Annotated in this window: 7 protein-coding genes; 6 read left to right on the forward strand and 1 reads right to left on the reverse strand. The window is 36.7% G+C overall.

The features are described from left to right. Positions 1–5 precede the first annotated feature (5 nt). Positions 6–2,966 (reverse strand): SusC/RagA family TonB-linked outer membrane protein, encoded by a 2,961-nt coding sequence (locus AC13DP_RS21095; RefSeq protein WP_483068407.1) that lies wholly within the window; start codon positions 2,964–2,966, stop codon positions 6–8. A 502-nt stretch (positions 2,967–3,468) separates the two neighbouring features. Between AC13DP_RS21095 and AC13DP_RS21100 the strand changes: the two genes are divergently transcribed. The 6 genes from AC13DP_RS21100 (at position 3,469) to AC13DP_RS21125 (ending at position 14,418) form a co-directional block, all read left to right on the forward strand. Further along, complete coding sequence (locus AC13DP_RS21100) at positions 3,469–5,682, forward strand: hypothetical protein (RefSeq protein ID WP_483068408.1); 2,214 nt, start codon at positions 3,469–3,471, stop codon at positions 5,680–5,682. A gap of 28 nt (positions 5,683–5,710) precedes the next feature. Beyond that, positions 5,711–6,640: an ROK family protein gene (locus tag AC13DP_RS21105; RefSeq protein WP_013073606.1), complete on the forward strand. Its 930-nt coding sequence runs from the start codon at positions 5,711–5,713 to the stop codon at positions 6,638–6,640. Positions 6,641–7,385: 745 nt separating this feature from the next. Beyond that, a complete protein-coding gene (locus AC13DP_RS21110) occupies positions 7,386–10,577 on the forward strand; it encodes a SusC/RagA family TonB-linked outer membrane protein (protein ID WP_483068409.1) in 3,192 nt (1,063 codons plus the stop codon). Positions 10,578–10,596: 19 nt separating this feature from the next. Then, positions 10,597–12,486, forward strand: coding sequence for a RagB/SusD family nutrient uptake outer membrane protein (locus AC13DP_RS21115; RefSeq protein WP_483068410.1), 1,890 nt, complete (start codon positions 10,597–10,599; stop codon positions 12,484–12,486). A gap of 34 nt (positions 12,487–12,520) precedes the next feature. Next, positions 12,521–13,462, forward strand: a complete 942-nt coding sequence (locus tag AC13DP_RS21120) for a hydroxypyruvate isomerase family protein (protein WP_483068411.1) — start codon at positions 12,521–12,523, stop codon at positions 13,460–13,462. A 2-nt stretch (positions 13,463–13,464) separates the two neighbouring features. Continuing rightward, positions 13,465–14,418 carry a formylglycine-generating enzyme family protein gene (locus AC13DP_RS21125; RefSeq protein ID WP_483068412.1) on the forward strand — a complete coding sequence of 318 codons (954 nt, stop codon included), beginning with the start codon at positions 13,465–13,467 and terminating at the stop codon, positions 14,416–14,418. The last annotated feature ends 13 nt before the right edge of the window (positions 14,419–14,431 follow it).

The following is a 14,431-nucleotide window of genomic DNA, read 5'->3' on the forward strand; positions in this document are numbered from 1 at the left end:
TCATTTTAAAATTTTGCAGTTAGGGTAATTGAGTATGTTTTTGTTGTAGGTAAGCTGTAGCTTAGGTAGCCATTTCCGTTAGTAATACCATCGGTATTAATTTCGGGATCTGGGCCTTCAAAGTCATCGTGAAAGCTTCTCCATAAATTTCTTCCTGAGAAAGCGATTTGTACATCTTGTAAACCGGCGCTGGCAACCAGTTTATTGGGCAGATTATAAGCAAGCTGTACCTCTCTAAGCTTGATGTAATCTTTAGGCATGATGTTATCTTCTAAAACCGATTGTGCTACGGTTTGATAGTAAAGATCATATCTTGTAGGCTGCGGTGTTTCACTGGTGACCACTACTTCTCCAGTAGCAGAATCGTAATGTCCCATAACACCATCGAAAGTTGTCATGTTATCATCTGGTCGATTATTTTGATGAGCTGCCATGCCGTAATATGAAAGGTAATGATCATTAAGGCTATACAGATTTCCACCTTTAGAGACATCAAATTGAAACATTAGCGAAAGATTTTTATAGCTTAAAGTGTTTCTTAAACTTCCAATCCATTCTGGTGCTGTTTGTCCCAAAATCTGATTACCGCTATTATCCGCAAGAGGTCTGCCATAACTTAAGCCAGGAGTATCGTCCAGAACCAGTCTGCCTTCATCGTCTCTTAAAAAGCCAAGGCCATAAATAACTGGGTAAGGCTGGTCTACAATGGCGTAACCATAAGAGCCTACACTTATCGGCTCGTTATTGCTACCTAATCGATCTACATTAGAGTTATCTTTAGACCAGTTCAGGCTTAAATCCCAGTTGAAGAATTCGGTTTGGATTGGCACAGCATTAATACCAACTTCAAGTCCCTTATGAGTAATTCCACCAATATTTACGGTTCCATAAGTATACCCTGTAGAAGCTAAAAATTGTTCAGATAGAATTTGGTTTTCACTCCAGTTATGATAATAAGAAATATCGAAATTTAAACGACTTTTTAGCAATCGTAGCTCTAACCCAAGCTCTACTTCGCTTTTAAATTCGTTTGTAAGATTGTTGTTTGGAATTCTTGATGACGATAAGTAACTTCTCTGACCATTAAATGGCCACATTACTCCATCCCCACCTGCAGAAACCAGTGGATTATTTCTTGCATAAGCATTAGCCGGAGAGCCTACCTTTGCGTAACTGGCTCTAAATTTCCCGAAATTTAAAATATCATTTTTTGGTAAAAGTTCTGTAAATACGAGACCTAAACTGTGGCTGGGGTAAAAGAAACTGTCTGCTAAACTGGAGGCCCAGTCGTTTCTACCGGTCACGGTATAATAAAGCATTTTTTTATAGCCTAGCATAGCCTGTCCAAAAAAGGAATAGGATCTAAACATTCCCCGGTCATCATAAGCAGAATATCCACTAACATTGGTGGAATTGTAAATTCCAGGCAGGATCAGTCCGTTTCCGTTAAAGTAATTTCCTCTCCATTTATTTTCCTGAATATTATGGCCAAGCATGACATTTACTTCAAAATCACCAAAATCGTTGTCATAGGTTATCGTTTCAGTTGATTCGATATCACGGCTAAATCTTTCTGAAGAGCTATAACTTCCCTGTACCGAGGCATAACCACCAAGGTTATAAAAGGAATTAGAATAGGCGCTTGTGGTGCTAATACCTGTTACAGATCTAAATTTTAAATGGTCCAGGATTTCATATTCGATAATAAAAGTTCCGGCAAAACGATCCCTTTCATTGGTAGCGCCAACATTGTCCAATACCCAGGTATAAGGATCTCGGGAACCACCTCTATAAGATCTTAAGCTTCCATCTTCATCATAAATAGGATAGGGATTCCAAGTATTAGGCGTGGCCATCAAAGTATTCATAAAAGAGCTGTTGGAGCTATCCTCAAAAAGTCGTTCATTCTTTTGAGTGGTGTAAAGGATGTTTGAAGAAACAGTAAGTTTTGGAGTGAATTTAAAAGAAGTGTTGGCATTTATAGCGTTTCTTCTGAACTCAAGCGGAGATAATATACCATTATTATTTAAGTTACTATAGCTAATATAGTATGAGGCTTTCTCTCCACCCCCGGTAATGCTAAGACTATTTTCGTTCGTGATTCCGGTTTCAAAGATATCCCAGCGGTCATATAATTGTGCACCAGGAACATCTGAAATTCTAGGGCCAAAACTGGTTGAAGTAAAAGAAGAGTTTCCATCGACATACACCCAATCGTCATTTTGCCAATATCCCTGTGACCATTTGTCCTGAAGTGGGATTTCATAAATATCATCAAAACTGATAGAACTGCTAAGGCTTATAACTGGTTTCATGTTGAAAGTCCCAGATTTAGTGGTTACCAATATTACACCATTGGCGGCTTCACTGCCGTATAAAGCTGATGCAGCCGCACCTTTTAATACACTTAAACTTTCTATCGAATTAGGATCGATATCCGCAAGTCCGGAAGAGCTACTTCCGTTAGCCGCATCAAAAGGAACACCGTTTACCACTAGAAGGGGTTGGTTATTTCCTGTAATCGAAGAGCCGCCTCTAATCACAATACGAGCGCCGCTACCTGGCTGGCTGGAAGCACTGGAAATTTGTACCCCTGCAACTTTACCGCTCAAGGCATTGACAAAGTTATTGGTGGCTTTTACCGAACTTAAGTTACCACCGTCAACTTCAGCAGTGGCGTATCCTAAAGCTCTTTTTTCACTTTTAATTCCTAAAGCCGTTACGACTACCTCACTAAGCGCTTCAGAATCTTCCTCTAAAGTGATTTCAATAGTTTTTTTTCCGTTAATAGGTACTTCCTGGGTAGAGAATCCTACATAAGAAATCACTAAAATAGCATTTTGTGGATTAGTAATCTGAAGGGTGAAATTTCCATCCATATCAGATTGTGTACCATTAGAGGTTCCTTTCTCAACAACGGTAGCGCCAAGTAATGGCATACCGTTATTGTCGATAATTTTTCCCATTATTTGATCTTGGGCAAACATGCTTGTTCCTGTAATGAAAAATAGCAAAAAGAGAAGGTAAAACCTTTGCTTATACATTAAGGGGATTGATTGAGAATTGTTTTTTTGATGCATATTGTAAATTTTAGGTGTTGGGAATAACAGCTAATCTAATCACAAAACAGGTTTATTTTTAACTTAATATTATCATTACTTTGTACTTTATTAACCTTTTGTTTAAATTTTATTTACTCTTATGTTGTTATTGTTGTAGATATTTAAGTGTATTTTGTTTTCTTATGAATATTTTCTATTCTTCTTTTAGAAGCATTAAAGCGTAGTTGTTTATGGTTTAAGGAAGGTTGTTAAGCATTCAACTTCTATAATTCGTCGAAAATGTTTTAATTTGCTAAAACGTTTTATTATATTCGAAACTTTATTTTATTTATGACTAAAGAATACGATCTGTAAGAATTAAAAGCGGAAGCTGTTGGAGTATAAGCTTAATTATCAATCATTTCTAATGAAAAAGCTCTTAACATTATTAAAAATAAAATTTTTTTGCTGGGCTATTTTACTTCCTTCGATTGTCATAGCGCAAACAGAATCATCTGTGGTGCCTAAGGCTAAAACCGCTTTTCAAACCAGTAGTAAATGGTTGCCACAGATTGACGTTAGAAGTGATATTGCTATCGTTTATGGCGTTAATGGCAATCCTTCAGATCATGATCCTTCTTCTACATTTTTAAGCAGGGTGAAATCCTGGAGGGATAGAGGATATGCTACTCATTTTATGACAGGAATAGCATGGGGTTCTTATCAGGATTATTTTTTAGGAGAATGGGATGGGAAGACTCATTTTGGTGAAGGACAGGTAGAACAAAGTGGAGATACTATTTGGCATGGTAAAAATGTTCCCTATATCGTTCCAAATTCGTCTTTCCTGGATTATATGAAGAATGCGATTGTAAAGACCGTGATTGACGCAGGTATTAGCTCTATTTATTTAGAGGAACCTGAATTCTGGACGAGGGCAGGTTATAGTTCTCAGTTTAAAAAAGAATGGGAAAATCATTATGGGTTTCCCTGGCAGGCACAACACGAATCACCAGAAAGTACATGGCTTTCTAATAAATTAAAATATCAACTTTATTATAATGCTATTGATGAGGTTTCTAAGTTTGCAAAGTCTTATGGTGAGGACAAAGGAATTGATGTAAAAGTATATATTCCTACGCATTCTCTGGTAAATTATTCGGCATGGCATATTGTGAGTCCGGAAGCCAGTTTGGCTTCTTTGGAAGGAATTGATGGGTATATCGCCCAGGTGTGGACAGGCACTTCAAGAACACCAAATTATTTTAGTGGTATTTTGAAAGAAAGAACCTTTGAAAATGCTTTTTTAGAATACGGTTCTATGGTTTCGATGACGGCACCTACCGATAGAAAAATTTTCTTTCTTACCGATCCTATTGAAGACCGCAATCAAAGTTGGGAAGACTATAAAAAGAATTATCAGGCGACATTTGTTGCGAAATTATTATACCCGGGAAATGCCAATTATGAAGTAATGCCTTGGCCAGAGCGAATTTATACCAGGCCATATAGCGTAGCAGGAAGAGAAAAGAAAATCCTTATTCCAAAAGCATATGCAACGCAAATGCAGATTATGATAAATGCGTTGAACGATATCCAGGTTTCTGAAAATAAGGTAAGCGGAGATCAGGGAATTGCAGTGGCAATGAGTAATTCTTTAATGTTTCAAACCTTCCCAAATCACGACGGATACGAAGACCCTAACTTTTCAAATTTTTACGGTCAGACTTTTCCGCTTTTAAAAAGAGGGATTCCTGTTGAAACCGTTCATCTGGAAAATCTGGGCTATAAATCTAGCCTTCAGAATAAAAAAATATTGATTCTTAGTTATTCTAATATGAAGCCCAATAATCCAGAAGAGCATAAATATCTTGCCAAATGGATTAAGGAAGGCGGAGTTTTAGTGTATACGAGTGCCGATAATGATCCTTACCAGCAAGTGGAAGAATGGTGGAATACAGGGGATTTTAGTTATAAAAAACCGATAGAGCATTTAACCGATTTGTTGCATGTAGATTATCCAGAGAATAATAAAGTTTACAAAGCAGGAAAAGGAAAGATTTATTTTATAAAGCAGAATCCAAAAGATTTTGTGATTAATAAAAATGGGGATGAGACTTTTCTGAATGCGATCAATACCGCTTATGCGGAAGTTAATAATGGGAAGAAGCTTCAATATAAAAACAATTTTAAACTGGTTAGGGGTGTTTATGAGCTTATTGCAACTTTAGACGAAAGTGTCTCTAAGGTGCCAGTAATAACTACAGGAAGTTATATTAATTTGTTTGATCCTGAGCTTCCGGTAATTTCAGAGAAGATCACCAAGCCAGGTGAGCAAAGCTTTTTATACAATATTAATAGTGTAGAAGATAAAAATAAACCACAGGTTTTGGCTTCAGCAAGTAGGATTTATGATGAAGAAATAAATGCTAAATCATATTCTTTTGTTTGTAAGAGTCCGCTTGATACCAACAATAGCATGAGGATTTTGCTTCCGCAGCAACCAGAATCAATTTTATTAAATAATAATCCATTACGTAAATCACCAGATATCCATTACGAATATGACCAACAGAGTAAAACCTTACTTTTACAATTTGCAAATAATCCTGAAGGAGCGAAAATCTCTATAAATTGGTGATGAACATAAATTTGAAAATTTATATTAAATGAATATAGCCATAGGTGCAGATATTGGGGGGACTCATATCACCAGTGCAGCCATAGACTTAGATTCTTTTTCGGTAATAGAAAACAGTTATTACAATCAAAAAATAGATAATAAATCTACAAAAGAAGTTATTTTAAAACAGTGGGCATCCTGTTTAAACAATTCGATAAACGCAGTAGATCTTAACAGTAATCATCTCCTTGGGGTAGGGATAGCTATCCCCGGGCCTTTTGACTATGCAAATGGGATTGGTAAATACGAAAGAAATGATAAGTATGAAAGTCTTTATAATGTCTCGATCATCGATGGGCTAGCCAGGGAAATACAAAACAGTAATATAAAGCTGCGATTTCTAAACGACGCTTCTTCTTTTGGAGTAGGAAGCGACCTCTTAGAAAACTTAAACGAAGATCATACTATAGCAATTACTCTGGGTACAGGATTTGGAGCTACTTTTCTTAAGAATAAGGTGCCTTTAATAACCGGAAACGGAGTTCCTGAAAATGGTTGTTTATGGGATAAGGATTTTAAGGACGGTATTGCAGATGATTATTTTTCTACACGCTGGCTTATTAATCATTATGGAGGTTTAACCGGCAATGATACTGCCGGTTGTGGTGTCAAAGAACTTATTGATAGTGATCCGGAAAATATGAAACTGGTATTTACCGATTTTGCTAATAATTTATGTGAATTTTTATACCCACACCTTAAAGCTTTTGATACAGATGTTTTATTTATTGGTGGAAATATCGCCAAAGCTTCATCTTATTTTCTGGACATACTTGAGGATTGTATAGCTGAAGGGAAACTAAAAACCAAGATTAGAATTGTTACGGAAGCCGAAAAAGTTGGGGTGATAGGCGCTGCCTATCTCTTTAATCCTGGTTTTTGGGACCGAATTCGTACAGAATTGCCTAGTATATAATTTTAGCATCGATATTATTTTTAAAATAAATCTTGCTAAAAAGACACAGATTTACTTTAAAAATTTCATTTGTAATTTATCGATTTTCAGTATAATATAATCTCTTATGCCTGATACTGGAGCATAAGAGGTTTTTTAGATTTTATCGGTCTTATAAAAAAGAAATCTAAACCTGGAATCTAATAAGCACTTAGGTGAAAAAATTTCAATTTTTAGGATATAACTTATCGAAATGGGGAGATTCCATGAAAATTGGTTGATTTTTCATAACATTATGAGTTATGACACAAAATATTTCTAGTAGCTATTCAATTATATTTTTTTAAACTTATCATTCAAATTTTTGGAACTAAATGATATGAATTTGGATGAAAATTTTCAATTCATATTACATCTGTATTACATAACTATAGACTGTAAGTCTTATCTGAGAAAGTTAAAGATGAATAGTCTATAGATGCATAACAAGAATTTTAATCTCCAGCAGGAGTCCCCTCGTATTCTTTAATTCTTTAAAAAAAAAACTGATCTTTGAAGGTTGCGCAGTATTATCGAAAATAAAGTTTATGTGTTATTTTAGTATTTATTTAATAAATTCTTTGATAAATGTTAATTAATTTATATATTCGATAACATACTTTTAAGTGTTGTTTGTTTTAAATTTTCTTATAGTCATTCCGACTGTTTTTTTATTTATGCACGAAAACGTTTTCGATTGATTTGCTAACCAATTAAAGATTTTCGAATGAAAAAAAAACTTTGCATTAGGTACAAGCCTTTTGCGTTTATCGTATTCAGTTTATTTGCGCTTTCGTCACTCTCTGCCTCACCGCTCAAGTTAGAAAGTTCTTTATTTCAAACTCAAATCACCGGAACTGTTAAATCTTCGGCTGATCAGTTACCAATGCCCGGTGTGAGTGTTGTTGAAAAAGGCACTTCTAATGGAGCGGTTACGGATTTTGATGGAAATTTCAAACTTAACGTGTCTTCCAATGATGCAGTTTTGGTATTCTCTTTTATAGGTTTTAAAACCATGGAAAGGAGGTTAGAGGGTAAAACTTCTATAGAGATTTTTATGGAGGAAGACCAGGCACAATTAGATGAAGTTGTATTAGTGGGATATAGCGAACAGCGGCGAGAAGTAATTACAGGTGCTGTTGCTACCGTTAGTAGTGAGGAATTAGCGAAGTCCCCCACTTTAAACGTTTCTAATGCATTAACAGGAAGAATGCCCGGGGTGGTTGCCACCCAGAATAGTGGTGAGCCTGGTTATGATGGATCAACCATTAGTATTCGAGGGAGTAATTCTTTTGGAGATAATAGCCCTCTGGTAGTTATCGATGGAATTCCGGATAGGCAAGGAGGTTTTAGCAGACTTAACCCTGCAGATATTAAAGATATTTCAGTACTAAAAGATGCATCAGCAGCAATTTATGGAGCTCGTGCAGCAAATGGGGTTATCCTGGTCACTACCAAAAGAGGAAAAGTAGGGAAAACATCACTATCTTATGATTATAATTTAGGTTTTTCAAAGCCCACCGTTATCCCTGATCTTGCCAATGCATCACAATACGCTATGATGCGTAATGAGCTAGAAATTTACAAGCTTCCCGTGAGCGAATGGAGTCCTGCTAATGCAGGTTTTATGAGCGATGGTGTTTATACAAGACCATCTGGAGGCGAAGTTACAGCTCCCTTTTCACCAGAGGACATACGTCAGTTTCAAGATGGTAGCGATCCTTGGTTTCATCCAGACACCGATTGGTTCTCAGAAACTTTAAAAGACTGGTCTACACAAAGTAGGCATACTTTACAAATTACAGGAGGAACAGAAGATTTAAAGATCTTATCTACTATTGGTTATCAAAATCAGGATGCCTATTATAAAAAATCGGCTACCAATTATAAGCAATACGATATCAGGTTAAATATGGATGCTAAAATTAACGATTATATAACTGCAAAAATAGGGGTGCTGGGAAGGCAGGAAGATCGTAATTATCCAACCAAACCGGCATCCAGCATTTTTAGAATGTTAATGCGTAGTTCTCCAACCCAGCCGGCCTACTGGCCTAATGGCATGCCGGGACCAGATATAGAGTATGGAGAAAACCCAGTTGTGATTACTACAGATCAAACAGGTTATGATAGAGATAGAAGATATTATTTTCAATCTAATGGTCAATTAGATATAGAGATTCCTTGGGTAAAAGGTTTAAAGTTTACAGGTACAGCTGCTGTCGATAAATATATTCAACAAACGAAAAGATGGGAAATACCATGGTATCTGTATACATGGCAGGGAGGATATACCGATGATGGTACCCCAGAACTTGTAAGAGGGAAAAGAGGTCCTGCAGAGCCAAATTTAAATCAGGGAAATCAGGATCAGCTCAATATCTTATTAGGAGGAGTTTTAAATTTTGAGCGAAAATTTGGATTCCATCAAATTAATGTTCTTGCCGGGGTAAATAGAGAAACTATTAGAAATGATAGTTTTAGTGCTTATCGTCGATATTTTATTTCTACCGTAATAGATCAGCTTTTTGCAGGCGGGGATGCAGAAAAAGATAATGATGGTCGTGCCTGGGAAAGAGCAAGACTAAATTATTTTGGTCGGGTTGGCTATAATTATAAAGAAAAATATTTAGCAGAATTTCTTTGGCGATACGATGGAAGTTATATGTTTCCTGAGGACAGTAGATATGGTTTTTTTCCAGGGGTGATGATTGGATGGAGAGTCTCTGAAGAGAATTTTTGGAAAGAGAACCTTAAGCTAATCAACTTCTTCAAAATAAGAGCTTCTTATGGACAAATGGGAAATGATAATATTTATTATGATGACGAGCTGCAAGAATATCAATACTTCGCCACTTATGGATTCAGTAATTATGTAACAGGCAGTGCGCTAAGTCAAACCTTATTTGAAACTCGCGTTCCCAATACCGCAGTAACATGGGAGGTTGCGAATAATTATAATCTTGGTTTTGATGGTCGTATGTGGGAGGGGAAAGTGAATTTCACGTTAGACCTCTTCCTTAATAAACGTAGTAGTATATTATGGAGGAGAAATGCTTCGGTACCGCAAACCACAGGGATGAGTCTTCCTGCAGAAAATATTGGAGAAGTAGAAAACCGGGGATGGGATTTTCAATTAGGCTACAATAATCAATTTGGAGACTTAATGTTTAGTGCTAGTATTAATGGAGGATATGCTAAAAACAAGATTGTATTTTGGGATGAAGCACCTGGCGCACCCCAGTGGCAAAGGTCTACTGGACGAATGATTAATGCCGGCTTATATTATGAGTACGATGGAGTGTTTGCCACACAGGAAGAAATAGATAATAATACTATCGATTATAGCGCTATAACTAATAATCTTAGGCCTGGTGATATGAAGTACAGAGATTATGATGGCGATGGTGCTATTACTCCAGATGATCAGGTAAGAAGAGATAAAACTACACAGCCCACGTTTCAAGGGGGCGTAAATTTTAATTTTCAATATAAAGATTTTGATCTGTCAGTATTGTTTCAGGGAGCCGCAGGAGGAGAATTACGGGTAGGTGCAGATGAGTCTGGATCTATAGGAAACTATTTGAAAGAAGTATACGATAACCGATGGACTATTGATAACCCAAGTAGTACGCATCCTAGAATAGCAGATCGGGGAAATCAATATTATTCATTTGGTAATACGTACTGGTTACAAAGTACGGACTATTTAAGATTGAAAAATATTGAATTAGGATATAATCTTCCGCAACAATTAGCAGATAAGGTGGGTATAAATAATTTTAGACTTTATGTAAGCGCATATAACCTAGTGACCTGGACGGGGATGGAATCTTTCGATCCAGAAGCGGTAAATTCTATCGGGCAATATTATCCGCAATCCAAAATTATTAATCTAGGAGCACGTATTAATTTCTAATTAGAAAATTCAGAAAGTCATGAAGCATTTACGATACATAAAAAAATATTTACTTATAGCCCTGATAGCAGTTGTTTCTTTTACCGGATGTAATGATGATTTCGTGAACACAAAACCGCTAGATGAGGTTACAGATAGAGAGGTATGGAGGGATCCTTCTCTTGCTAGAGCTTTTGTGTTAGAACTTTATAACGGTTTTGGACAAGGAGGTTTTGATGAGCAAATGCAAGCATCTTTAACCGATGAAGCCTTATTTACACATCCTGGGAGGGGTATAAACACTATTACAGAATCTAGAAGTAATCCAGCCGACCAAGGTTGGATAAACTACAATTATAATTGGAGCGATATGTATAGCCGTATAAGAGCAACTAATATCGCTATTGAGAACCTGGAGAATCCTTCATTTGGAAGTGATGTTACCCAGGATGAAATAGATGTAATGCTGGGAGAAACATATTTTATGAGAGCCTTCTTTTATCAACAACTAATGAGATATTATGGAGCAGTACCTATTATTGATTTTGTATACGAACTAGGTACTGCAGATTATTCAGTACCGCGCGCTACTTTTGAGGAGCTCATAGCATTTATTGTGAAAGATTGTGAAACCGCAGCAAGTTTGTTAGAAGGAGCTAATTTAGGTGATGGTAGAACCAGTAGTCTTGCTTCAAAAGCTTTGAAAGCAAGGGTTTTATTATATGCAGCTAGTGATTTACACGATATAACAACAGCCTCTTTAAATTCTTCATTAATAGCCGGGTACTCTAATCCGGAGTATTTAGGGTATACTTCAGGAAGTCAGTCAAATCGTTGGGAGTTAGCTTTTAACGCAGCACAGGAAGTAGTTCAGGAGGGCGAAGGATATAAGTTAGATCTATCGGGAAAAGTATCTCCAGAAGTAGGAGAAGCAAATTATATAGCCGCTTCACTTGCGGGAGGAAGCGCCGTTGCGGATGCCGAAGCAAGTAAAGAAATCATTCTAGGGAGATATTTTGTGGACGAAAAAAATGAAGGAGGAGCTAATATAAACCTATATAATGGTCCTAATGGCTACCATAACTGGTCCGGAAATACCCCTACCCAGGATTTAGTAGATGCATACGAGACAATTGAAGGGGAAACCTTTAGTTGGTCTAACCAGGAACATGCAAGTAATCCTTATCAGGATCGAGATCCCAGATTTTATGCGTCAATTTTATATGACGGCGCAGATTGGAAACCAAGAACAAGTGACGTAGCAGGAAGTGATCCCTATGGAGAAATACAAACAGGGAGGTATGAAATCATTAATAATAATGGAGAAAAAGTAACGTATTGGGGATTAGATACCCGAAATAGTGATATTGAGGACTGGAATGGAAGTTATACCGGTTATACTATGCGCAAATTTATAGATCCCGATCCGGCAATTATAGACCAAAACACCAGGCAAACTATCCCTTTTCCTATGTTTAGGTATACAGAGGCAGTATTAAATTATATTGAGGCAGCAATAGAAACAGGTAGAGAAGATATGGCGAGAGAATGGCTCAATAAAATTAGATTCCGTGCAGGAATGCCGGCAATCACAGATACTGGAGAGGAATTAATGAATCGTTATCGCAATGAGAGAAGAATAGAATTGGCTTATGAAGAGCATCGGTTTCATGATGTTAGGCGGTGGATGATTGCCCCGGAAAAATTTGGAAATCAAATTAGAACGATTGAAGTACGAGCTACTTTAAAATCAGGAGCCAACGTAACCCAATATCATTACGATCCTGACTCTTATAATTATAACTACACTCCAGCTGAGTTAAATCCAGGGGTGGAAAATCGTCAGTGGTTAGATAAAATGTATTTTATTTCTATTCATAGAGACGAAATGAATAGAAACGATCTGCTGGTTCAAAACCCAGGTTATTAAATGTCGCTGTATTCTTAAAATTAATTTATAAATCATGGATAGAAGAAATTTTGTAAAGCAAAATTTGAAAATTTCAGCATTAGCAGGTATTGGAGGTTTAAGTGTATATCCTAAAACAATAATGAGTGATATCAATATACTGCGAGAAGAAAAGGAGCCCCATCAATTCAAATTAAATTATGCGCCCCATTTAGGCATGTTTCAAAATTTAGCAGGAAAAGATGTTATAGACCAACTAAATTTTATGGCAGATCAAGGCTTTACAGCTTTTGAAGATAATGGAATGAAGGATAGGCCTATAGAAGTACAGGAGAAAATGGCTGCAACAATGCAAAAGAGAAATATAGAAATGGGGGTCTTTGTTGCGCATAAAATTTATTGGACCTCTCCTAATCTAACGAATGGCGATAAGGCACTTAGAGAAGAATTTTTAAAAGAAATAAAAGAGTCGGTAGAAGTTGCTAAACGAGTAAATGCTAAATGGATGACTGTGGTTCCCGGATATATAAATGTTCGTCAACATATGCAATATCAAACAGCCAATGTGATTGAGAGTTTAAAATTTGCTGCAGATATTTTAGAGCCTCATGACATTACGATGGTATTAGAACCTTTAAATTTTAGAGATCATCCAGGACTCTTTCTCTCAGAATCCCCCCAGGCTTATCAAATTTGTAAGGCGGTAGCGAGTCCATCTTGCAAGATTCTTTTTGATGTTTATCATCAGCAAATTCAGGAAGGTAATCTACTTCCCAATATAGAAGCTTGCTGGGATGAAATAGGTTATTTTCAAGTAGGTGATAATCCAGGTAGAAATGAGCCTACTACAGGTGAAATTAATTATAATAATGTTTTTAAATATATTCATCAAAAAGGCTACAAAGGAATTATAGGGATGGAGCACGGCAACTCTGGAGAAGGCGAGCAAGGAGAGCTGGCAGTTATAGAAGCCTACAAGGTATCTGATGATTTTTAGGTATGAAGAAATATTGTTTTTTTACTTTCTGTTTCTTTTTATCCATCATTCTTTATGGACAAAGCAAACTACAGGATTATACTTTAGATTTTCCTGGAACCAGTCTTAAGCTAGAAATGATAGCAATTCCTGCTGGAACTTTTGTGATGGGAGGGAATACACAATCGCCAGAAGAGGAAAAACCGCCCCATAAAGTAGCATTAGATGAGTTTTGGATGGCTAAATACGAAACCACCTGGGATTTGTATAATTTGTACTTGGAACGTAGTATAGAGGATCAGGAATTTCAGAAATCAGATATCATTAAAGTTGATATTGATGCAGTGTCGGGGGCTACAATTCCGTATGTAGATATGAGTTTGGGTATGGGGAAAGGAAAAGACCTTCCTGTAGGAAATGTAACATATTTAGCAGCATCCCAATTTTGTAAATGGCTCTCTGCAAAAACAGGTGATTTTTATCGCCTGCCCACGGAGGCTGAATGGGAGTATGCTGCAAGAGCAGGTAGTAATTCATCTTATTTTTTTGGAGAAGATCCTATGGCTTTAGCAAACTTCGCATGGTACGCGGCAAATAGTGATGCTTCTTATCACAAAGTAGGAGAAAAGCAACCAAATTCATGGGGGCTTTATGATGTTTATGGAAATGTTGCAGAGTGGACGCTCGATGCCTATGATCCAAAATATTATAAAAGCGCAGATAAAATCAGTAAAAACCCCTTTAATGTCCCCACTTCAGTGTATCCCAATAGTGTAAGAGGAGGGTCCTATAAAGATGATGCTTTTAAATTAAGAAGTAGTGCAAGATTCTTTTCTAGTAAAGAATGGAAAAGAAGAGATCCTCAATTTCCAAAAAGCAAATGGTGGAATACCGACGCCCCATTCGTTGGATTTAGAATAGTAAGGGATCCTAACCCTCCTTCAGTCCAGGAGCTAAAAAAATACTGGGGAGAATAAACTATAAAATATT

It is taken from the genome of Zunongwangia sp. L-65 (assembly GCF_056859415.1).

Bases quoted from the DNA above. Each gene is read 5' to 3' on its own strand.
- AC13DP_RS21110 (WP_483068409.1), top strand. From the start codon at position 7,386: ATGAAAAAAAAACTTTGCATTAGGTACAAGCCTTTTGCGTTTATCGTA.
- AC13DP_RS21120 (WP_483068411.1), top strand. From the start codon at position 12,521: ATGGATAGAAGAAATTTTGTAAAGCAAAATTTGAAAATTTCAGCATTA.
- AC13DP_RS21125 (WP_483068412.1), top strand. From the start codon at position 13,465: ATGAAGAAATATTGTTTTTTTACTTTCTGTTTCTTTTTATCCATCATT.
- AC13DP_RS21095 (WP_483068407.1), bottom strand. From the start codon at position 2,966: ATGGGAAAAATTATCGACAATAACGGTATGCCATTACTTGGCGCTACC.
- AC13DP_RS21105 (WP_013073606.1), top strand. From the start codon at position 5,711: ATGAATATAGCCATAGGTGCAGATATTGGGGGGACTCATATCACCAGT.
- AC13DP_RS21115 (WP_483068410.1), top strand. From the start codon at position 10,597: ATGAAGCATTTACGATACATAAAAAAATATTTACTTATAGCCCTGATA.
- AC13DP_RS21100 (WP_483068408.1), top strand. From the start codon at position 3,469: ATGAAAAAGCTCTTAACATTATTAAAAATAAAATTTTTTTGCTGGGCT.